The sequence below is a fragment of the Pseudomonas sp. c313 genome, assembly GCF_055407145.1.
In genome coordinates this window covers 80,072-99,215 of the sequence record NZ_JBUZRD010000006.1, presented here as the reverse complement: position 1 = coordinate 99,215, position 19,144 = coordinate 80,072, and the positions used below count along the sequence as shown (strand labels likewise).

General features: G+C 61.5%; 22 protein-coding genes. All 22 read right to left on the bottom strand.

What is annotated here, in order from left to right:
- Nucleotides 1-37: 37 nt before the first annotated feature.
- The 22 genes from ACZRKZ_RS18370 to cbiE all read right to left on the bottom strand — a co-directional run bounded on the left by ACZRKZ_RS18370 (nucleotide 38) and on the right by cbiE (nucleotide 19,038).
- Nucleotides 38-346 (bottom strand): urease subunit beta, encoded by a 309-nt coding sequence (locus ACZRKZ_RS18370; RefSeq protein ID WP_149411111.1) that lies wholly within the window; start codon nucleotides 344-346, stop codon nucleotides 38-40.
- Entirely contained in the window at nucleotides 343-876 is a 534-nt protein-coding gene (locus ACZRKZ_RS18365; protein ID WP_463982369.1) for a GNAT family N-acetyltransferase, read from the bottom strand. Before ACZRKZ_RS18365 ends, ACZRKZ_RS18370 begins: the two co-directional genes overlap by 4 nt.
- A gap of 6 nt (nucleotides 877-882) precedes the next feature.
- The gene (locus tag ACZRKZ_RS18360) at nucleotides 883-1,413 is read right to left on the bottom strand and encodes an N-acetyltransferase family protein (RefSeq protein WP_463982368.1); all 531 of its coding nucleotides are present in this window, start codon (nucleotides 1,411-1,413) and stop codon (nucleotides 883-885) included.
- Nucleotides 1,414-1,422: 9 nt separating this feature from the next.
- Entirely contained in the window at nucleotides 1,423-1,725 is a 303-nt protein-coding gene (locus ACZRKZ_RS18355) for an urease subunit gamma (RefSeq protein WP_133101479.1), read from the bottom strand.
- A 43-nt stretch (nucleotides 1,726-1,768) separates the two neighbouring features.
- Complete coding sequence (locus ACZRKZ_RS18350) at nucleotides 1,769-2,608, bottom strand: urease accessory protein UreD (protein ID WP_463982367.1); 840 nt, start codon at nucleotides 2,606-2,608, stop codon at nucleotides 1,769-1,771.
- A 30-nt stretch (nucleotides 2,609-2,638) separates the two neighbouring features.
- Nucleotides 2,639-3,337, bottom strand: a complete 699-nt coding sequence (urtE, locus tag ACZRKZ_RS18345) for an urea ABC transporter ATP-binding subunit UrtE (RefSeq protein WP_133101481.1) — start codon at nucleotides 3,335-3,337, stop codon at nucleotides 2,639-2,641.
- 63 nt (nucleotides 3,338-3,400) lie between these two features.
- Nucleotides 3,401-4,261 (bottom strand): urea ABC transporter ATP-binding protein UrtD, encoded by an 861-nt coding sequence (urtD, locus tag ACZRKZ_RS18340; RefSeq protein WP_463969152.1) that lies wholly within the window; start codon nucleotides 4,259-4,261, stop codon nucleotides 3,401-3,403.
- Nucleotides 4,258-5,337: an urea ABC transporter permease subunit UrtC gene (gene urtC / locus ACZRKZ_RS18335; protein ID WP_463969153.1), complete on the bottom strand. Its 1,080-nt coding sequence runs from the start codon at nucleotides 5,335-5,337 to the stop codon at nucleotides 4,258-4,260. Before urtC ends, urtD begins: the two co-directional genes overlap by 4 nt.
- On the bottom strand, nucleotides 5,337-6,839 hold the full coding sequence (gene urtB / locus ACZRKZ_RS18330) for an urea ABC transporter permease subunit UrtB (protein ID WP_463982366.1): 1,503 nt from the start codon (nucleotides 6,837-6,839) through the stop codon (nucleotides 5,337-5,339). The genes urtC and urtB overlap by 1 nt, the downstream gene beginning before the upstream one ends.
- A gap of 93 nt (nucleotides 6,840-6,932) precedes the next feature.
- Nucleotides 6,933-8,198 carry an urea ABC transporter substrate-binding protein gene (urtA, locus tag ACZRKZ_RS18325; RefSeq protein WP_463969155.1) on the bottom strand — a complete coding sequence of 422 codons (1,266 nt, stop codon included), beginning with the start codon at nucleotides 8,196-8,198 and terminating at the stop codon, nucleotides 6,933-6,935.
- Between the two features lie 204 nt (nucleotides 8,199-8,402).
- Nucleotides 8,403-9,413, bottom strand: coding sequence for a FecCD family ABC transporter permease (locus ACZRKZ_RS18320; protein ID WP_463982365.1), 1,011 nt, complete (start codon nucleotides 9,411-9,413; stop codon nucleotides 8,403-8,405).
- Nucleotides 9,410-10,357, bottom strand: coding sequence for an ABC transporter substrate-binding protein (locus tag ACZRKZ_RS18315; protein ID WP_463982364.1), 948 nt, complete (start codon nucleotides 10,355-10,357; stop codon nucleotides 9,410-9,412). Before ACZRKZ_RS18315 ends, ACZRKZ_RS18320 begins: the two co-directional genes overlap by 4 nt.
- On the bottom strand, nucleotides 10,354-11,142 hold the full coding sequence (locus tag ACZRKZ_RS18310) for an ABC transporter ATP-binding protein (RefSeq protein ID WP_463982363.1): 789 nt from the start codon (nucleotides 11,140-11,142) through the stop codon (nucleotides 10,354-10,356). Before ACZRKZ_RS18310 ends, ACZRKZ_RS18315 begins: the two co-directional genes overlap by 4 nt.
- Before the next feature lie 149 nt (nucleotides 11,143-11,291).
- A complete protein-coding gene (locus ACZRKZ_RS18305) occupies nucleotides 11,292-12,674 on the bottom strand; it encodes a PepSY-associated TM helix domain-containing protein (RefSeq protein ID WP_463982362.1) in 1,383 nt (460 codons plus the stop codon).
- A gap of 89 nt (nucleotides 12,675-12,763) precedes the next feature.
- Nucleotides 12,764-14,839, bottom strand: coding sequence for a TonB-dependent copper receptor (locus ACZRKZ_RS18300; RefSeq protein WP_463982361.1), 2,076 nt, complete (start codon nucleotides 14,837-14,839; stop codon nucleotides 12,764-12,766).
- Between the two features lie 93 nt (nucleotides 14,840-14,932).
- Complete coding sequence (locus tag ACZRKZ_RS18295) at nucleotides 14,933-15,346, bottom strand: DUF2946 domain-containing protein (protein ID WP_463982360.1); 414 nt, start codon at nucleotides 15,344-15,346, stop codon at nucleotides 14,933-14,935.
- A 21-nt stretch (nucleotides 15,347-15,367) separates the two neighbouring features.
- Entirely contained in the window at nucleotides 15,368-15,847 is a 480-nt protein-coding gene (locus tag ACZRKZ_RS18290) for a copper chaperone PCu(A)C (RefSeq protein WP_463969162.1), read from the bottom strand.
- A 46-nt stretch (nucleotides 15,848-15,893) separates the two neighbouring features.
- Nucleotides 15,894-16,289, bottom strand: coding sequence for a DUF2946 domain-containing protein (locus ACZRKZ_RS18285; protein ID WP_463982359.1), 396 nt, complete (start codon nucleotides 16,287-16,289; stop codon nucleotides 15,894-15,896).
- A gap of 103 nt (nucleotides 16,290-16,392) precedes the next feature.
- A complete protein-coding gene (locus ACZRKZ_RS18280; protein ID WP_149411094.1) occupies nucleotides 16,393-16,716 on the bottom strand; it encodes a helix-turn-helix domain-containing transcriptional regulator in 324 nt (107 codons plus the stop codon).
- 5 nt (nucleotides 16,717-16,721) lie between these two features.
- Complete coding sequence (locus ACZRKZ_RS18275; RefSeq protein WP_463969164.1) at nucleotides 16,722-17,054, bottom strand: type II toxin-antitoxin system RelE/ParE family toxin; 333 nt, start codon at nucleotides 17,052-17,054, stop codon at nucleotides 16,722-16,724.
- A gap of 56 nt (nucleotides 17,055-17,110) precedes the next feature.
- Nucleotides 17,111-17,836, bottom strand: coding sequence for a cobalt-precorrin-6A reductase (locus ACZRKZ_RS18270; RefSeq protein ID WP_463982358.1), 726 nt, complete (start codon nucleotides 17,834-17,836; stop codon nucleotides 17,111-17,113).
- Nucleotides 17,833-19,038 carry a precorrin-6y C5,15-methyltransferase (decarboxylating) subunit CbiE gene (cbiE, locus tag ACZRKZ_RS18265; protein WP_463982357.1) on the bottom strand — a complete coding sequence of 402 codons (1,206 nt, stop codon included), beginning with the start codon at nucleotides 19,036-19,038 and terminating at the stop codon, nucleotides 17,833-17,835. The genes ACZRKZ_RS18270 and cbiE overlap by 4 nt, the downstream gene beginning before the upstream one ends.
- Between the last annotated feature and the right edge of the window lie 106 nt (nucleotides 19,039-19,144).

The following is a 19,144-nucleotide window of genomic DNA, read 5'->3' as shown; positions in this document are numbered from 1 at the left end:
GCTTGCCACACAAGCCCGCTAGGCAAAACAAATCTGTTCAATCCAGGTCGCCCATGATCCGCCCGGCAAAGCCGTACACCCGGCGCAAGCCACTCAAGTCCACCAGCTCCACCTCGCGACTCTGCCCCGGCTCAAACCGCACCGCCGTGCCCGCCGCTATGTTCAGGCGCATGCCACGGCTGGCCGCACGATCAAATGTCAGCGCGTCGTTGGTCTCGAAAAAATGGTAATGCGAGCCAACCTGGATCGGCCGGTCGCCGCTGTTGGCCACACTCAGGCTGAGGGTGCGGCGGCCGACATTGAGTTCAATGTCGCCAGGCCGGATTCGGTATTCGCCAGGAATCATTCAGGTTGTCCCAGGGTCTTGAAGTAGATGGCGGTCGAGCTGTAGCGTCCGTCCGGGCTTTGGCAGTAGTTGGGCAGTTCCCCGATCTTGATGTAGGCCTGAGACTGGTAGAACGCTTCAGCCGGTGAGCCGACTTCGGTGTCCAGGTACAGCAGGCCGCGCTTGTACTGGCGGGCGCTTCGCTCCAGCGCATTCATCAATTGTTGGCCCAGGCCACGGCGTTGTGCCTCGTTGAGTACCAGCAACTTTTGCACCTCGGCGCGGTTCAGGCCGTTGGCTTTCTGGCACAGCGCCAGTTGCACGCTGGCCAGTACCTGTTCATCGCGAACCACCGCCCACAGCAACAGGCTGCCGTCTTCGATGCCGGCCTGCACGCTATTGAAATAGCTGCGGGCCTGGGCTTCGTCGAGGTCGGCCATGAAGCCGACCGATGCGCCGTGCTGCACGGCGTCCAGCAACAGCTCAATCAAGCCCTGGCGGTAATGGGCAAAACTTTCAGCATTGACGAGACGCAGGTGGGCGGCGTTCATCGGTTGTTACTCCTTGTCTACGGCTGGCGGCTCCGCGCCGGGGTTAAGCGTCAGTTGCATAAAGATCAGGTCCAGCCAGCGGCCGAATTTGGTGCCCACTTGCGGCATCTGCCCGGTGATGGTGAAGCCCTGGCGCTCATGCAGGCGGATCGACGCCTGGTTGCCGCTTTCGATGGCGGCGACCATTACGTGTTTGTTGCAGGTTTTCGCCCGCTCGATCAGGGTTTCCATCAGGCGTGGACCGAGGCCCTTGCCGCGCTGGTCGTTGCGCACGTACACCGAGTGCTCGACGGTGTGGCGAAATCCCTCGAAGGGCCGCCAATCGCCGAATGAAGCGTAGCCGAGCACCTGATTGTCTTCGACCGCCACCAGGATCGGGTAGAACTGCGCCTGGCGCGCACTGAACCAGGCCTGGCGATTGCTCAGGTCCACCAGTTGCTCGTTCCAGATCGCCATGGTGTTGAGCACGGCATCGTTGTAGATATCGCGGATTGCCGGGAGGTCGCTGTGTACTGCATCACGAATCAGCATAGACATGGCCGGGCCTCAGGCGATGGGCTGGTGGACGGTCACCAGTTTGGTGCCGTCGGGGAAGGTGGCTTCTACCTGGATATCCGGGATCATTTCCGGGATGCCTTCCATCACTTGCTCACGGCTGAGCAGGGTGGTGCCGAAATACATCAAGTCGGCCACGGTCCGGCCATCGCGGGCGCCTTCCAGCAGTGCTGCCGAGATATACGCCATGGCTTCCGGGTAGTTGAGCTTCACACCGCGCGCCAATCGCCGCTCGGCCACCAGGCCTGCGGTGAAGATCAGCAGTTTGTCTTTTTCCCGAGGGGTCAGGTCCATCGTTCGAAGTCCGTTTTTGGGCAATTTAAAGGATGCGTGTTGTTCATGTGTTCCAGATCCTCGGCTCCAACGCCTCATGCCCAAGCAATGCCGGGCGTAGCAAGCGCCACAACTCAATCAGCCAGCCCCGCGCCAGCAATGCTTCGCTGGCCAGGCAGCGTGCCACCAGCAAGCCGGGCAATTGCGTCAGGTCGCCGCGCACCGCATGGGGCAGCGAGCGACACTGTTCCAATAAGTCACTGTCAATTTCACCGGTCACCAACAACGTGGCAAACACCGATTTCCCATCCAGGCCAATCGGCGAGTCGAGCAAACCGTCGCCGCCCACAATGCGCTGGCGTTCGTGCCAGAGCAACTGGCCGTCGCGGCGGATATCCAGGTGGGACTGGAAGTGCCCAAGGTCGAAGCGCTCGCCGCTGGCCGGTCGCCCCAGCGCCACCACGTCCCAGTAGAACAGCCGGGCGTCGCCTTGCAGGGCAATGCGCGTGGTGAGTTCGGCCTGGGCGGCGCTGAACACGATAGTTTCCTGGGGTAGCCATTCCAGGGTAGCGCCGGCTTCGACCGATAATTCCAGCTGTTGATAGGCCGGGCCGCCAGCGCGGTACCACTTGGCGGCCCCGGGGCTGGTCAGTTGCGCCCAGGCGCCTTCGCCGACATGGACGCTGATGTCCAGCCGGTCACCCCCGGCAATTCCGCCCGGCGGGTGGACGATAATGTGCTGGCACACCTCGGGGCCTTCGGCGTACAGGTGCTTTTGCACCCGCAGTGGGCCCTTGTGGCGGCGCAGGACCGGGCGCGTAGTGTCGCCAAAGCGCGCGTAGGCCAGTGTAAGCTCGGCATGCCAGTTGGGGGTGAACAGGGCGGGGGAGACAGGCAGGTTCATGGTCAGTGCTTATCGTCAGGACGCTACAGATTAGATGGTAACCAGGCCGCGTACACCGTCGGCTTCCATATTTTCTCCACGGCCCTGTTGGACGATTTCACCCCGTGACATCACCAGATACTGATCAGCCAGTTCGGCGGCAAAATCGTAGAACTGCTCCACCAGCAGGATCGCCATGTCGCCACGGGCGGCGAGCTTTTTGATCACCACGCCGATTTCCTTGATCACCGACGGCTGGATGCCTTCGGTGGGCTCATCCAGAATCAACAGGCGCGGACGACTGGCCAGCGCTCGGCCAATCGCCAGTTGCTGTTGCTGGCCCCCAGACAAGTCGCCGCCCCGGCGTTGTTTCATTTGCAGCAGCACCGGGAACAATTCGTAGATAAAAGCCGGGACTTCCTTGGCTTCGGCGCCAGGGAAGCGGGACAGGCCCATCAACAGGTTTTCTTCCACGGTCAGTCGCCCGAAAATCTCCCGGCCCTGGGGTACGTAGGCGATCCCCGCGTGCACCCGTTGGTGCGGCTTGAAGCCGGTGATGGTCTTGCCTTCCCAGTTCACTGCGCCCTCTTTTGCCGGCAGCAGGCCCATCAGGCACTTGAGCAACGTGGTCTTGCCCACGCCGTTGCGGCCCAGTAGGCAGGTGACTTCGCCGACGTTCACGTCAAACGAAAGGCCCCGCAGGATATGGCTACCGCCGTAGTATTGGTGCAGCTTGTCGACTTGCAGCATGTTCAAAACCTCCTTAATTCCAGAGCCTATTGTGGCAAGCCCGCTCGCCACAAACAGCGCCGGTCAGCGACCGAGATACACCTCGATCACCCGCTCATTTTCCTGCACCTGTGCAAGCGACCCTTCGGCCAACACGCTGCCTTGGTGCAATACGGTGACGTGGTCGGCAATCGAGCCGACAAAGCCCATGTCGTGCTCCACCACCATCAACGAATGCTTGTCCGCCAGGCGCTTGAACAGTTCTGCGGTGAATTCGGTTTCGGCGTCGGTCATGCCCGCCACCGGTTCGTCCAGCAGCAACAGTTGCGGGTCTTGCATCAGCAACATGCCGATTTCCAGGAACTGCTTCTGACCGTGGGACAACAAGCCGGCCGGGCGATGGACCGAGGCGGTGAGGCGAATGGTGTCCAGCACTTCGTCGATGCGATCCTTCTGTTCACCACTCAGGCGCGCCCGCAGGCTGGCCCATACCGACTTGTCGGTCTTCTGCGCCAGCTCCAGGTTTTCGAAAACGCTCAGGGCTTCGAACACCGTAGGCTTTTGGAACTTGCGCCCGATCCCGGCCTGGGCGATCTGCACTTCGCTCAGCGCCGTCAGGTCCAGGGTTTCGCCAAACCAGGCCTTGCCGTGGCTGGGTCGGGTCTTGCCGGTGATCACGTCCATTAGCGTGGTCTTGCCCGCGCCATTGGGGCCGATAATGCAGCGCAGTTCACCGACGCCGATGTACAGGTTCAGGTCGTTGAGGGCCTTGAATCCGTCGAAGCTGACGCTGATATCTTCCAGGGTCAGGATGGTGCCGTGGCGGGTATTGAGGCCCTTGCCAGCCGCCTGGCCGAGGCCGATGGCGTCGCGGCTGGTGCCTTGGTCCTTGTTGGGTTCCAGGATCGGTTCGAGCATGAATTCAGCCGTTGCAGTGACTCTCATGATTCGCCCCTCTTCTTCAGCAGACCGATTACACCCTTGGGCAAGTACAGGGTCACGATGATGAACAGCGCTCCAAGGAAGAACAGCCAGTACTCGGGGAAGGCCACGGTAAACCAGCTCTTCATGCCGTTGACCACACCTGCGCCCAGCAGCGGACCGATCAGCGTGCCGCGCCCGCCCAGTGCCACCCACACGGCAGCTTCAATGGAGTTGGTCGGTGACATTTCGCTGGGGTTGATGATCCCCACTTGCGGCACATACAACGCACCCGCCAGGCCACACAGCACCGCACTCAAGACCCAGACAAACAACTTGAATCCGCGCGGGTCGTAGCCACAGAACATCAGGCGGTTCTCGGCATCGCGCAGCGCCGTCAGTACCCGGCCGAACTTGCTTTGCGCCAGGCGCCAGCCGATGTACAGGCTCGCTACCAGCAACAGCACGGTGGCGAAAAACAGCACTGCCCGCGTTCCCGGTTCGGTGATGCCAAAGCCAAGGATGCTGCGAAAATTGGTAAAGCCGTTATTGCCGCCAAATCCGGTCTCGTTGCGAAAGAACAGCAGCATTCCGGCGAAGGTCAAAGCCTGGGTCATGATCGAAAAATACACGCCCTTGATCCGCGAGCGGAAGGCGAAGAAACCGAACACCAGCGCCAACAACCCCGGCGCCAACACCACCAGGCACATCGCCCAGAGGAAGTGATTGGTACCGACCCAGTACCACGGCAACTCAGTCCATGACAGGAAGGTCATGAACGCCGGCAATTCATCACCAGAGGCCTGACGCATCAGGTACATGCCCATGGCGTAACCACCGAGGGCAAAGAACAAACCGTGGCCCAGGGACAACATCCCGGCGTAACCCCAGACTAGGTCCAGGGCCAGCGCGACGATGGCGTAGCAGAGGATCTTGCCCACCAGCGTCAGGGTATAAGCCGAGACGTGCAGCGGGTTTTCCGGCGACAGCAGGGAGCACAGCGGTAAGGCCAGCAGCAGGATCAGGATCACCACACCGACGGCAATCGTCACCTTGGGCCCGGCCTTTTGCGCGGCAGTCAGCATCAATGGCTGGTTCATCAGTCGATCACCCGTCCTTTCAGTGCGAAGAGTCCTTGCGGGCGTTTCTGGATAAACAGAATGATCAGCGCGAGGATCAGGATCTTGCCGAGCACGGCGCCGATCTGCGGCTCAAGAATCTTGTTGGCGATGCCCAAACCGAAAGCGGCCATGACGCTGCCGGCCAACTGGCCGACGCCGCCGAGCACCACCACCAGGAACGAGTCGATGATGTAGCTCTGGCCCAGGTCCGGGCCGACGTTGCCAATTTGACTCAAGGCCACGCCACCCAAGCCTGCGATGCCGGAACCGAGGCCAAAGGCGAGCATGTCGACGCGCCCGGTGGGCACGCCGCAGCAGGCGGCCATGTTGCGGTTCTGGGTCACCGCTCGCACATTGAGGCCCAGGCGGGTTTTGTTCAGCAGCAGCCAGGTCAGCACCACCACACACAGGGCGAAGGCGATGATGACGATGCGGTTGTACGGCAGCACCAGGTTGGGCAGCACTTGAATCCCGCCCGACAACCAGGCCGGGTTGGCCACTTCAACGTTCTGCGCACCGAACACCAGGCGCACCAGTTGGATCAGCATCAGGCTGATGCCCCAGGTGGCGAGCAGTGTTTCCAAGGGCCGGCCGTAGAGGTGACGAATCACCGTGCGCTCCAGGGCCATGCCGATGGCGGCGGTGACAAAAAACGCCACCGGCAGCGCGATCAGCGGATAGAACTCGATGGCCTGGGGCACGTAGCGCTGCATCAGCAACTGCACCACATAGGTGGAGTAAGCGCCGAGCATCAGCATCTCGCCGTGGGCCATGTTGATCACCCCGAGCAAACCGAAGGTGATCGCCAAACCGAGAGCCGCCAGCAGCAGGATCGAACCCAGTGACATGCCACTGAAGGCCTGGCCGAGGATCTCGCCCACCAGCAGTTTGCGCTTGACCTGGGCCAGGCTGGTTTCGGCGGCGGTGTGCACGGCAGAGTCGGTTTCCACGCCTGGGGCCAGCAGAGCTTCCAGGCGGGTGCGGGCCAGCGGGTCGCCGGTGTTGCCGAGTAGGCGCACGGCGGCCAGGCGTACAGCCGGGTCGGTGTCCACCAGTTGCAGATTGGCCAAGGCCAGGCTCAGGGCGGCGTGGACGTCGTCGTTGGTCTCAGCGGCGAGTTGCTGGTCGAGGAATTTCAGCTGCGCAGGTTGGGCGCTTTTTTGTAGGGTTTGCGCTGCTGCCTGGCGAATCCTGGGATCGGCGGCAAGCAGTTTCTGGCTAGCTTGCACGTTGTCGATCAGGCCGCGCAGGCGGTTGTTCAGGCGTACGGTTTTGGTTTCGCCATTGACCGTGAGTTGGCCTTGTTGCAGGGCGTTGACCAACTCGATGCGGGCCAGATCGGGCTGGGCGGCCCAGTCTTGCAGCAGCTTGGCTTGTTGGGTCGGGTTGGCGGCCAGGAAATCGTCGGCATCGCCTGCGTGTGCGGCCACGGGCAGCACAAGCAGGACGGCCAGGATGAAGCGGTAGAGGGCAGTAGGCATATCAGTGGGCCTTGCGCGGACAATGTGGGAGCCGGGCTGTTGTGGCGAGGGAGCAAGTGCCCTCGCCACAGGTTATTGACCAGCCTTCTTGGCTCAGTTGCTCTTCACGGCATAGTCAGGCTTCTTGTCATTGCCCTGAATGTACGGGCTCCACGGCTGGGCACGGACTGGCTCGCTGGTCTGCCACACCACAGAGAACTGACCGTCAGCCTGGATCTCGCCGATCATCACCGGCTTGTGCAGGTGGTGGTTGGTCTTGTCCATGGTCAGAGTGAAACCCGATGGTGCGGCGAAGGTCTGGCCGGCGAGGGCTTCGCGGACCTTGTCGACGTCGGTGGATTTGGCTTTTTCAGCAGCCTGGGCCCACATATGGATGCCGACGTAGGTGGCTTCCATCGGGTCGTTGGTCACGGCTTTGTCCGCGCCCGGCAGGTTGTGAGCCTTGGCGTAGGCTTTCCAATCAGCCACGAATTTCTTGTTCACCGGGTTTTCCACCGACTGGAAGTAGTTCCACGCCGCGAGGTTGCCCACCAACGGCTTGGTGTCGATGCCGCGCAACTCTTCTTCGCCCACGGAGAAGGCCACCACTGGAACGTCGGTGGCTTTCAGGCCCTGGTTGGCCAGTTCTTTATAGAACGGAACGTTGGAGTCGCCATTCACGGTGGAGATCACCGCAGTCTTGCCGCCGGCGGAGAACTTCTTGATGTTGGCGACGATGGTCTGGTAATCGGCATGACCGAACGGGGTGTAGACCTCTTCGATGTCCTTGTCGGCCACGCCTTTGGAATGCAGGAACGAACGCAGGATTTTATTGGTGGTGCGTGGGTACACATAGTCAGTGCCCAGCAGGAAGAAGCGCTTGGCGCTGCCACCTTCTTCGCTCATCAGGTATTCCACCGCAGGGATCGCCTGCTGGTTAGGCGCGGCACCGGTGTAGAACACGTTGGGCGACATTTCTTCGCCTTCGTATTGCACTGGGTAGAACAGCAGGCCGTTGAGTTCTTCGAACACCGGCAGTACCGATTTGCGCGACACCGAAGTCCAGCAACCAAACACCACCGCGACCTTGTCCTGGGTCAGCAACTGCCGGCCTTTCTCGGCGAACAGCGGCCAGTTCGATGCCGGGTCCACCACCACCGCTTCCAGCATCTTGCCGTTCACGCCACCCTTGGCGTTGATCTCGTCGATGGTCATCAACGCCATGTCCTTGAGGGACGTTTCGGAGATGGCCATGGTCCCGGACAGCGAGTGCAGGATACCGATCTTGATGGTCTCGGCGGCCTGGACAGTCCAGGTCATGCCCATGGCGGCGATGGATGCCGACAGAGTGAAAGCCTTGATCAAGCTGCGACGCTTCATTGTGCAATCTCCATGACTCAACGTTGTTATGTGGGGGCAGATACGGGCATTGAGTGGGTAGTTGCAAGGGGTGTGCCTAGTCGGCAAAAGGCAGGAAATAGTCGGTTTTGCACAGTGGCGGCCGGCAGCGGCGCACCATGAGCAGGCAGGGGAGGAGTGTTGGTGCGCAAGCGTGCGCTACAACGGGGCGGTAGCTGCCGGGTGTCAGCGCTTGCGCATCAACCCTATGAAAAACAGCCCGCCGATGGCCGCGGTGGCCACGCCAATGGGCAAGTCCTCCGGGGCAATCATTGTGCGTGCCGCGACATCGACCCACACCAGGAAGATGCTGCCCAGAAGCACGCACACCGGCAGCAAGCGCCGATGCTCGGCGCCTACAAGACGCCGGGCAATGTGCGGCACCATCAGCCCGACAAAACCGATGGAGCCGCTGATGGACACCAGCACGCCGGTCATCAGCGAGGCGATCAGGAACACCTTGAGCCGCACATTGCGTGCGTTCAAGCCCAGGGTCACGGCAGTCTGTTCGCCGGCCATCAGGGCATTCAGCGGGCGAGCCATCCCCAGCAGCAACACCAGCCCCAACAGTACGGTGGCGAAGGGAACCGCCAGCAACTCCCAGCGCGCCAGCCCCAGGCCGCCGAGCATCCAGAACATCACCGCCGACGCCGCGCGGTGATCGCCCATGAACAGCAGCAGGTTGGCCACCGCCATCATCACGAACGACACCGCCACTCCGCACAGCAGCAGGCGATCGCTTTCCAGGCGACCGTTGCGGCTGGCCACTGCCAGCACCACGATCATGCTTAGCAGCGCGCCGATAAAGGCGGCGATGGGCAGGGTCAGCAGGCCGACGATTTCACCGACATGCAGCACCACGATCACCGCGCCGAGGGTGGCGCCGGAGGTCACGCCCAGCAGGTGCGGGTCGGCCAGGGGGTTGCGCGTTACCGCCTGCAACACCGCGCCGATCAACGCCAGGCCGGCGCCCACCAACGCACCGAGCAACATGCGCGGCACCCGGATCAGCCAGACGATATGTTCCTGGCCGACGCTCCAGTTCATCTCACCGATACCGAAGGCCTTGTGCAGCAAAATCCGCCACACCACGTCCACCGGTACCCGCGCCGAGCCGAACCCCAGCGAGACCACGCAGGAGACCAGCAACAACGCACCAAGGGCACTGAGCAACAAGGCGTAGCGACGGTTGGTCATTCGCCGTGGAATCCCTTGGCCAGGGTTTCAACCGCCAGCACGTTGTCGATTCCCGGCGTGGCTTGCACGTAAGGGATGACGATAAAGCGCTGGTTCTTGATGGCGTCCACCGATTGCAGCGCCGGATTGTTCAGCAGGAATTGCTCTTTCTGCTCGGCGGTGGTTTCGCTGTAGTCGACGATCACGATGACCTGCGGATTGCGCTCCACCACGGTTTCCCAGTTGATGCGGGTCCAGCTGGCTTCGACGTCATCGAGGATATTGCGCCCACCGGCCGCATCGATCAGTGCTTGCGGCATGCCCAGGCGCCCGGAGGTCATGGCACGGTCTTCGCCGCTGTCGTAAAGGAAGACGCGAGGTTTGTCAGCGGGCAGGCTTTTTTGCACCTCGGCGACTTGCTCCTGCATCTGTGCGATTAGCGTGTTGGCGCGGTCTTGCACGTCGAAAATCTTGCCCAGGTTGCGCAGGTCGTTGTAGGTGTCTGCAAGAGTGGCCGCCGGGCGCTTCATGACAAATGCGCAGGATTCGGTCAGCTCATAGACGTTGATGCCCAAGGGTTGCAGGGTTTGCGGGGTGAGGTCACCGCCCACGCGCATACCGTAGTCCCAGCCAGCGAAGAAGAAATCGACGTTGGCGTTGAGCAGGGTTTCCACTGACGGATACTTGCTCGCCAGCTCCGGCAGGCCGTCGAGGATCTGCGCCATTTGTGGGGTTACCGACTTCCAGCCGGTGACGCCGCTGTAGCCGGCCATATGTGGCTTGAGGCCTAGGGCGAGCATCATCTGGGTCATGTTGATGTCGTGGCTGACCGCATGTTTGGGGGCTTCCTTGAAGGTCACTTCGCGGTTGCAACTCTGGATTTTCAGCGGGTAATGGATCGCTTCGGCGAAGGTCTGGGAAGCGCTGAACAACAAAGCGATGGACAGCAGGGAGCGCAGGATCATGGTTGGGTTATCCAGGTGATTCGGGGGTAGCCGGACAGGGGGTGAGTGTCGATCAGCGCCTCGACGCCGAATACCTCGCGCAACAGTTCGACGGTCAGCACTTCGTGAGGCGTGCCGCTGGCGACGATGCGCCCGTGGTTGATTACATACAGGCGATCACAAAACGCGGCGGCCAGGTTCAGGTCGTGAATACTGGCCAGGGTACCGATCTTCAGGCGTTTGACCAGCTTCAAAAGCTCAAGTTGGTAGCGCGGGTCGAGGTGGTTGGTCGGTTCGTCGAGGATCAGCAGTTGCGGTTGTTGGGCCAGGGCACGGGCGAGAATAACCCGTTGCTTTTCGCCGCCGGAGAGGGTGGCAAAGGCATGGTCTTCAAAGCCCAGCAGGCCAACGGATTCGAGGGCCTGTTGAATCAGTTTTTGGTCTTCAATGGTGTCGCTGTCGAACAATCCCTTATGGGGCGTGCGGCCCATGGCGACCACCTCGTCCACCCGCAAACCGAAGGCATCGGGAAACTCCTGAAGCACCACGGCGATGCGCTGGGCGCACCAGCGCGAGGATTGCTTCCAGACGTTCTGGTGGTCGAGCAGTACCTCGCCGCTTTCTGGTTTGCTGAACCGATAGGCGCAGCGCAACAAGCTGGTCTTGCCGCTGCCATTGGGGCCGATCAACCCGACAAACTCCCCGGCACCTACCTGCAAACTGGCGTCACGCAATTGGAACTGGTGATGACAGTGGCCGTGACCCAGAGGGGTCCAGGCGAGTTGGGTGAGGTTGAGTGAGGTCATTGGTTTCTTATCGGTTGTACACATTCAAGACAGATTTTTTTGGCGAACGGAGATCACGCAGCAAGTGTTATAAGTTAACACTTGTTGCGTAGGGGGCGAAAGCCTGCGTAAGGCTACACAGTGCTTCTATGTAGGACGTCTCGACTGCTTCATAGCGAAGGTGAAGCAGATTCACGCTGGCCAAAAAAACGCGCCAGCACCAGGCGATCCAACACCCAGACCACGATCAGAGACGCCCCCACCAGGGGAAAGACAATCGCCAGGCCCAGCATGATCACCATGGCGGCTTTCCACTTCGGCAGGTCATGGCGCAACGGCGGAACCCCGAGGCCGCCCTGTGGCCGGCGCTTCCACCAGATCACTACGCCGCTGACCGCGCTCAGCAGAATCATCAGGCAGATCAGCAGCACCAGGATCTGATTGACCACGCCGAACATCTTGCCTTCGTGGAGCATCACTCCGGTTTCAGTGGCCCGAGCTACGGTGTTGTAGTGTTCCCAGCGCACATCGGCCAGGACCTTGCCGGTGTATTGGTCGACATGCAGGGTGGCGTCGTTGCGCGGGTCGTTGGCGAACACCGCGATGGTGAATACGCCCTCGGCGGTGGTGGGGAAGGTGATGCTGTAGCCCGGTTCAACCTTGCGGGCGGTGGCCAGGTCCACGAGCTGTTGCAGGCGCAGGGTTGGCGCTGCCGGGCCGGTGCTCATGCCAGCGTGGTTCATGTGTTCGGCATGATCGCCGGACATCGGCATCGGCGTGTTTTCCATGGCCCAGGGCACGGTCTGTTGTGTGGCGGTATTGAGGATGCGCGCTTGTTGGTCGGACTGCGGCACGTTGTTCCACATCGCCGCCGGGAAGCGGTTCCACAGGTCGGCGTATTGCTTGCCCCAGAAGCCGGTCCAGGTCATGCCGCTAAGGATCATCACCAGCAAAAACGCTGCGCCCCAGAAACCGGTGACCGCATGCAGGTCGCGCCAGAACAGCCGCCCGCGACTGCCCAACCGTGGCCACAAGATCCCGGCTGGCGACTTGCCGCGCGGCCACCACAGGTACAGGCCAGAGACCACCAGCATCACACCCCAACCGGCCGCCAGCTCTACCAGGCGGTCGCCCACGGTGCCGATCATCAGCTCGCCGTGAAGCGCGCGGGCGATGGCTTGCAGGTTGCTTTTCGCGTCCTGCTCGCCCAGCACTGTCCCGCGATAAGGGTCGACGAATACCGTCACCTCGTGACCTTCGTTGAGCACGACAAATTGCGCGCTGCTGGTGGCGTCCACCGGCGGCAGGTATTTGCTGATGGTGCCCAGGGGATAGGCCGCCTTGGCTCGTTGCAGTTGTTCATCGGCGCTCAGTACATACTCGGCGCTTTGCACCTTGAGCAAGTCGCCATACATCAGTGGGTCGAGCTGGGGTTTGAACAGGTAGATGATGCCGGTTACAGCCAGCAGCACCATGAAGGGGGCGACAAACAGCCCGGCGTAGAAATGCCAGCGCCAGGCCAGGTTGTAGAAGGAAATCTTTGGAGGGTTCATCGGGGTTGCTCCGCAAGGCTTGTTATTTATCTGGCCGATCAAATTATTTGTTGTGGCAAGCAGGCTCGCCACAACAATGGTGTTCGCTGTCAGAAACTCATATCCACCTTGGTCCAGAGCGTGCGCCCCGGTTCGTTGATGGCTTGCGGGTCATTGGCTGGGTAGCCGAACCCGGCGTTGCCGGCGAGGTTCAGGTGCTCGGCGTAGGCTTTGCCGAACAGGTTGTCGACGCCGGTGCTGACCTTGAAGTTTTTATTGATGCGATACGCCGCGTTCAGGGAGAACACGCCAAAGCCCGAACTCTTGTCGAAGTCTTTGCCAACCACGTTGCCTTTGTTCTGGTCGATGCGGTTTTGCTCCGCGACCACTCGCCACAGAGCGCCGGCGCTCCAGTTGTCCTCGCTGTAGGTCAGGCCGAAGCGAGCATCCAGCGGTGGCATTTGCGGCAGAGCCTTGCCGTCGCTGCTGTTTTTACCCCAGGCATAGGCGAGAGTGGCGTCGGCTTTCCAGTTGGAGGTGAGTTTGTACGCCGCGCCCAATTCGCCGCCCATGATTCGTGCATCGATGTTCTGTGCCTGGGAAGTCGTGCCCATCATCCCTGGGGTGTAATTGAACAAAATATAGTCGCGCACCTGGCCGACATAGCCCGAAGCCCAGGCCTCCATATCAGCGGTTTTGTATTGCAGGCCGAAGTCCAGCTGGGTGGTTTTTTCCGGTTTGACCGCGTCGAAGGCATTCACCGAGCCCGACGGCCCTGATTTTGGGGAAAATAACTCCCAGTAATCGGGGAATCGTTCAGCGTGGCCGAGGCCTGCGTACAGCGTGGTGGGGCTGTCGGACAGGTCGTGTTCATAACGCACGAAGCCGGAAGGCAGCGTGTCGGCGCGGGTGTTGTTGGCGGTGGGGTTGGCCCGAGCCATCATCCCGGAGCCGGTGCGCTGGCGAAAATCCTTGGCCGAGGCGCGGTCCAGGCGGGCGCCGGTGATCACGCGGTCATTGTCGGCGGCGTACCAGGTCAGCTCGCCGAACACGCCGTAGTTGTGGAAGTCGGCGTCCTTGTTGCGCGGCACGTCCTTGTAGGTATCGATACCCATGCCGCTGCGCTGGCGATGCTCGTTGGTCTGCGCGTCGATGCCGCTGATCAGTTGCACATCAGCCCAGCGCCAGGTGGCCTTGATCCGCGCGCCGAGGGTGCGGCGGTCGACGTTGGAAGCCATGGGACCTGCCATCATCCCGGTGCCCGACGGGGTGCGCAGGCTGTAGTTGTCCATCACATGGTCGGCGTAGTTGTAGTAGACCTGGGCCTCGACCTTGTCCAACACCTCGCCGATGTTGGATTTCTCGAAGCGCAGGCCCAGGCTTTCGCGCAGGAATTGCGAGCCGTCCATGCCGCGCCCGGCGTAGCGAGCCTCGCCATCGCCACGGCCTGCGGTCAACTCCAGCAGGGTGTCGGCGTCCGGGGTCCAGCCGAGGGCGACGTCACCGTTCCACTTGTCGTAGCGCGAGGCGACGGTGTTGTTGTTGCCGTCCTTGTAGTCGTCGGCGTGGGCCTGGTTACCGATCACTCGGACATAGCCCAAAGAACCGCCAGCGGCAGCGTCGATGACTTTATCGAAACGCCCGTTGGAACCGGCCAGCACACTGGCGTTGACCCGCGTGCCCAACTCGCCGAACTGCTCCGGCTCGCGGTCGAACAGCACCGTGCCCGCCGAGGCGCCAGGTCCCCAGAGTACGGTTTGCGGGCCTTTGATCACCGTCAGCTTGTCGTAGGTTTCCGGGGAGATGTAGGAGGTTGGTGCGTCCATTCGCCCAGGGCAGGCGCCGAGCATCATGCTGCCGTTGGTGAGGATGTTCAGGCGCGAGCCGAACATGCCCCGCAGCACCGGGTCGCCGTTGGTACCGCCGTTGCGCACCAGGGCGAAGCCGGGGATGGTCTTGAGGTAATCGCCGCCATCACTGGCCGGCACCGGCTGGCGTGGGTCCTTGGGGTTGGTGATGATCGTCAGCGGCGAACTGGGGGCGATGGCGGTGATTACCGTCGGGCTCAGCTCATTGTTGTGCTCGGCGTGGTCGTCGGCGTGAGCCTGTGGCGCCAGTAGTGCGCCACACAGAACGGCAAGAACGGGGGTACATCCCATACGGGTGTCAGCAGAAAACCTGGACATGAAAAATTCCATCTATCAATCGTAAACAACACGGCCAGCAGCCTGTGGCTGTCTGTCTAAAGTCGGCCGGGCGTGGTTTCAGGGTGTGGGTATTTACGAAGCGATGGGCGGTGCGCGGCTGCGGGCGCCGGGGAAAATGCTCTGCCGGGCATGGCCCAGGCGCGGGGAAGGGGTGATGGCGTTAGCGGGTGACGGGGCGCTGAGGGCGACGAACGACACGCTGCCAGGCAGCGCCGGGCAACTGAACAGCAGGCTGCAATAGCCGCACTTTTCCCACAGCACAGGGTCGGCAGTGGGAGGCTTGCCGTGTTCGGGCGAGTGTTGACGTTCGCCATGGCAACTGGCGTCCATGCTCATCGGCATGGACATGCCGGCGTGATGATCCATCGGCATCGCTTGGGAAATCAGCGGTCCGATAAAGATCATCAGCATGGCAAACAGGCTGATCCAGCTGCCGCGAGCAAGGCTTACGGGCTTGGTGGATAACCTGTTGTCCGGAGCGCCCATGATGGGGCCGGTCTTGGGTGGTTACTGAGCGTGCATGTGCTCGTGGGTGACCATTGGCGGCACTTTTTGCACCGACACTTGTACGTTTACCGGCCCTGCGTTTTCGAAGTGCAGGGTCAGCGGGAAATGCTTGCCGTCTTGCAAGACACTGCGGTCCTTCAGGCCCAGCAGCATCACGTGGTAGGCCATGGGGGCGAACTTCAGGTCCCCGCCAGCCGGAACGGCGACACTGGGCACCAGTTGCATCTTCATCAAGTCACCCTGCATCACATGCTCATGCAGTTCGGCCTTGGCCGCCACTGGCGTATCGACGCTGAGCAGGCGATCAGGTTTGTCGCCCTGGTTATGAATCACAAAATACGCCGCGACGGTCGGCGCGTTGGGGGGCAGTTCCTGTGACCAGGGATCGCTTACCAGAAGGTCGCCGGCCTTGTAGTCATCGGCATTGGCGGCACACACCGGCAGCAACAACGCAGCCAGGAGCAGGGAAGATTTAAGCATGGCAGTTCTCCAGAACGGTTCAAAACGCAGGTCAATTGCGAAGTGATCAGGCCGTCGGAGAGGCGCGGGGATTAAGGCTCGGCCATTGCTGGCGCGGCGTGGGGGATTGCAGTGACGGCAGCGGCAGGCTCTGCGCGGCGTCGAATCGAGTGACATACAACTGCGGCACATGCCCCGGCAGCGCCACCAACGGCGCCGAGCCCGAACAGCACCAGCAATGCTGCATGGTGGAGTGCTCGTCCTGCTGCGGCTCCTCTTGCTCCAGCGTTCCCAGGGAAATCGCCACCAGCTTGGTACCGCTTGAGGAGCAGAAGCTGCCCCACAGCAATTGTTCGCCAGGGCTCTTGGCCTGCTGCATCGCCCCGGCCATCGGCATGGCAAACGCATTGAACAGCACTGCAAAACAGGCGATCCAGGCAAATGCAAAGCGTTGACGGGCCATGGCGGACAATCCGTAGGGTTTAAACGATCAGATGGGTATTTAGCCTGATCGGGGTGGATAAGTAAAAACCGGGTGTGCGGTTTGGTGTCGCAGGGCTATCAGGCTAGGCCGCAGGCACTCCATGAACTTGCATATCGACGCCTAGCGCCTTCCTGACCACTGCGAATATCGCAGCCAGGTTGTCCATGCTTGGATTGCCTTTGGCTGAAAGCATGCGATGAAGGCTTTTACTGGGTTTTGCTGTCTCTTTCGCCAAGCCTTCGAAGCCAACTGTGGCATTGACCAAATCACGCAGGATCACGCGCGAGATTTCTGGTTCGCCGTTGAGAAATAGCGTAGCAGCCTCATCCAGAAGAGCTTGGGCAAATTCAGGATCACGCTGTGCGCGTTCGGCAATGGTGTGTTTATAACTGCGGGTGAGCGCCATGTCGGCTACCTCTGGTGTTCCGATTTTTTGCAACGCTGATACTCGTTGATCAGCGACTTTGCTGCTTTGACATCTCTTTTTTGGCTGGACTTGTCGCCACCGCCAAACAGGATGATCAGCCGATGGCCTTCCTGTATCAGATAAATCCGGTAACCCGGCCCCCAGTTAATGCGGTATTCACCGAGCCCATCGAACCATTTGATATTGCTGGTATTGCCCATTTCAAGCCGAACCAATGCGTTTGAAACCTTAAGTGCCGCCTGCACACTCAAGGAAGAGAACCATTGACCGAATGGGCTGATCTGGTTTTCACGTTGGTATTCTTCGATCTCGATCATTGGCGACCCTGAAGGTAACAAATAGGTTACTGTTCAAGCAAGCGAATGATCCTGACTTATCGGGCGAAGTTTTCCAACGCAGCGAGTGTTTCTTCCAGCGACAAAAACTCCCGATCCACCCCCGCCAACACCGGCCGCTTCAACACCAACACCGGCACCCCACGCTCGCGCGCCACTTCCAGCTTCGGTTCGGTCGCACTGCTGCCGCTGTTCTTGCTGATCAGCACATCAATCTGCCTGCGTTCGAACAAGGCCCGTTCAGCCTCGATCAAAAACGGCCCCCGTGCGCCGATCACTTCGCAGCGTTTGTTGCCGGGATACCTATCCAGCGCCCGCAAGGTCCAGAACTGCTCGGCGGGGATTTCGTCGAGGTGTTGCAGCGGTTCGCGGCCCAGGGTGAACAGCGGGCGCTTGAAGGGCTTCAGCGCGACGATCAGCTCGGCCCAGTCGCCGACTTCCCTCCAGTCATCACCGGCCTGCGGCTGCCACGCCGGTCGGCGCAAGGCCCAGCAGGGAATAGCACACAGTTGCGCCGCACGAGCAGCGTTCTGGCTGATCTGCGCGGCGTAGGGATGGGTTGCGTCCAGCAGCAGGTCGATGCCTTGGTCGCGGATAAATTGCGCCAGGCCTTCAGCGCCGCCGTAGCCGCCGACGCGAACCTGGCAGGTGAGGTCGGTGGGCACCCGGCCGATGCCGGCCAGGCTGTAGATATGCTGAGGGCCGAGGGTGCGGGCGATGGCCAGGGCGTCAGTGACGCCGCCCAGCAGGAGGATGCGCTTCATTGTGGTTTGATCACTTCCAGCAAGGTGATCGGCAGTGCCTGGCGCCAGGTGTCGAAGTCACCCAAAGGCTGGGCCTGGGCAACATGGATGCGGGTCAGCTCACCGCCGTGTTGTTCGCGCCAGGCCATCAGGGTCATTTCGCTTTGCAGGGTGACGGCGTTGGCGACAAGCCGGCCACCGGGGCGCAGGTGTTGCCAGCAGGTGTCCAGCACGCCGGCGCGGGTCACGCCGCCGCCGATGAAGATGGCGTCGGGAGCTTCAAGGCCATCGAGGGCTTGAGGCGCGCTGCCGCGTATCAATTGCAGGCCCGGCACGCCGAGGGCATCGCGGTTATGTTCGATCAAAAGCTGACGGCCTTCGTCCGCTTCGATGGCCAGCGCCCGACAGCTGGTGTGCGCGCGCATCCATTCGATGCCGATGGAGCCGCTGCCGGCGCCGACGTCCCACAGCAGTTCGCCGGGAGTGGGCGCGAGACGGGCCAGGGTCATGGCGCGCACGTCGCGCTTGGTCAGTTGGCCGTCGTGCCTGAAAGCGGCGTCTGGCAACCCAGCCAACCGTGACAGACGTGCCGTACCCGGTGCAGCCAGGCAGTCGATGGCTACCAGGTTCAACGCGGCAAACGGCGAGTCTTGCCAATCCTCGGCAACGCCGTCGATGCGACGTTCAGCCGCGCCACCCAGGTGCTCGAACACACTTAAACGACTCGGGCCGAAACCACTTGAACACAACACGGCAGCGATGGCCGCCGGGCTCTGGCCGTCGTTGCTCAGCACCAGTACGCGCACTCCGCTGGACAGGTGGGCATTGAGCGTAGCCAACGGGCGGGCGACCACCGACAACGTCAGCACATCCTGTAATGGCCAACCCAGGCGCGCCGCCGCCAGCGAAACAGAGGAGGGCGCCGGCAGGATCAGCAGCTCATTGGCCGCCACTTGCCGTGCCAGACTGGCGCCGACGCCGTAGAACATTGGATCACCGCTGGCCAGCACACACACCGGTTCACCACGCCGGGCCAACAGCGGTTCGAGGGAAAACGGGCTGGGCCACAGCTCCCGGTCACCGCGAATGCACACCGGTAACAAGTCCAGCTGGCGCTGGCCGCCAATGATCCTGGAGGCGTGCAGCAGAGCGTGCCGGGCATTCCTGCCCAGGCCTTTGAAACCGTCTTCACCGATGCCTACTACCGTCAGCCAGGGCGACATATTGATTCCTTGAACGACATCCGACGGGCAGGCTTTTCATGCCGTCGGACAAAGCAGGCATAATACCGCGCCTTTACCTGTGAACCGGTAGCCCGTTGAGTAGCCC

Coding starts and splice junctions, on each gene's coding strand:
- ACZRKZ_RS18370 (WP_149411111.1), bottom strand. CDS start 346: ATGATTCCTGGCGAATACCGAATCCGGCCTGGCGACATTGAACTCAAT.
- ACZRKZ_RS18365 (WP_463982369.1), bottom strand. CDS start 876: ATGAACGCCGCCCACCTGCGTCTCGTCAATGCTGAAAGTTTTGCCCAT.
- ACZRKZ_RS18360 (WP_463982368.1), bottom strand. CDS start 1,413: ATGTCTATGCTGATTCGTGATGCAGTACACAGCGACCTCCCGGCAATC.
- ACZRKZ_RS18355 (WP_133101479.1), bottom strand. CDS start 1,725: ATGGACCTGACCCCTCGGGAAAAAGACAAACTGCTGATCTTCACCGCA.
- ACZRKZ_RS18350 (WP_463982367.1), bottom strand. CDS start 2,608: ATGAACCTGCCTGTCTCCCCCGCCCTGTTCACCCCCAACTGGCATGCC.
- urtE (WP_133101481.1), bottom strand. CDS start 3,337: ATGCTGCAAGTCGACAAGCTGCACCAATACTACGGCGGTAGCCATATC.
- urtD (WP_463969152.1), bottom strand. CDS start 4,261: ATGAGAGTCACTGCAACGGCTGAATTCATGCTCGAACCGATCCTGGAA.
- urtC (WP_463969153.1), bottom strand. CDS start 5,337: ATGAACCAGCCATTGATGCTGACTGCCGCGCAAAAGGCCGGGCCCAAG.
- urtB (WP_463982366.1), bottom strand. CDS start 6,839: ATGCCTACTGCCCTCTACCGCTTCATCCTGGCCGTCCTGCTTGTGCTG.
- urtA (WP_463969155.1), bottom strand. CDS start 8,198: ATGAAGCGTCGCAGCTTGATCAAGGCTTTCACTCTGTCGGCATCCATC.
- ACZRKZ_RS18320 (WP_463982365.1), bottom strand. CDS start 9,413: ATGACCAACCGTCGCTACGCCTTGTTGCTCAGTGCCCTTGGTGCGTTG.
- ACZRKZ_RS18315 (WP_463982364.1), bottom strand. CDS start 10,357: ATGATCCTGCGCTCCCTGCTGTCCATCGCTTTGTTGTTCAGCGCTTCC.
- ACZRKZ_RS18310 (WP_463982363.1), bottom strand. CDS start 11,142: ATGACCTCACTCAACCTCACCCAACTCGCCTGGACCCCTCTGGGTCAC.
- ACZRKZ_RS18305 (WP_463982362.1), bottom strand. CDS start 12,674: ATGAACCCTCCAAAGATTTCCTTCTACAACCTGGCCTGGCGCTGGCAT.
- ACZRKZ_RS18300 (WP_463982361.1), bottom strand. CDS start 14,839: ATGTCCAGGTTTTCTGCTGACACCCGTATGGGATGTACCCCCGTTCTT.
- ACZRKZ_RS18295 (WP_463982360.1), bottom strand. CDS start 15,346: ATGGGCGCTCCGGACAACAGGTTATCCACCAAGCCCGTAAGCCTTGCT.
- ACZRKZ_RS18290 (WP_463969162.1), bottom strand. CDS start 15,847: ATGCTTAAATCTTCCCTGCTCCTGGCTGCGTTGTTGCTGCCGGTGTGT.
- ACZRKZ_RS18285 (WP_463982359.1), bottom strand. CDS start 16,289: ATGGCCCGTCAACGCTTTGCATTTGCCTGGATCGCCTGTTTTGCAGTG.
- ACZRKZ_RS18280 (WP_149411094.1), bottom strand. CDS start 16,716: ATGGCGCTCACCCGCAGTTATAAACACACCATTGCCGAACGCGCACAG.
- ACZRKZ_RS18275 (WP_463969164.1), bottom strand. CDS start 17,054: ATGATCGAGATCGAAGAATACCAACGTGAAAACCAGATCAGCCCATTC.
- ACZRKZ_RS18270 (WP_463982358.1), bottom strand. CDS start 17,836: ATGAAGCGCATCCTCCTGCTGGGCGGCGTCACTGACGCCCTGGCCATC.
- cbiE (WP_463982357.1), bottom strand. CDS start 19,038: ATGTCGCCCTGGCTGACGGTAGTAGGCATCGGTGAAGACGGTTTCAAA.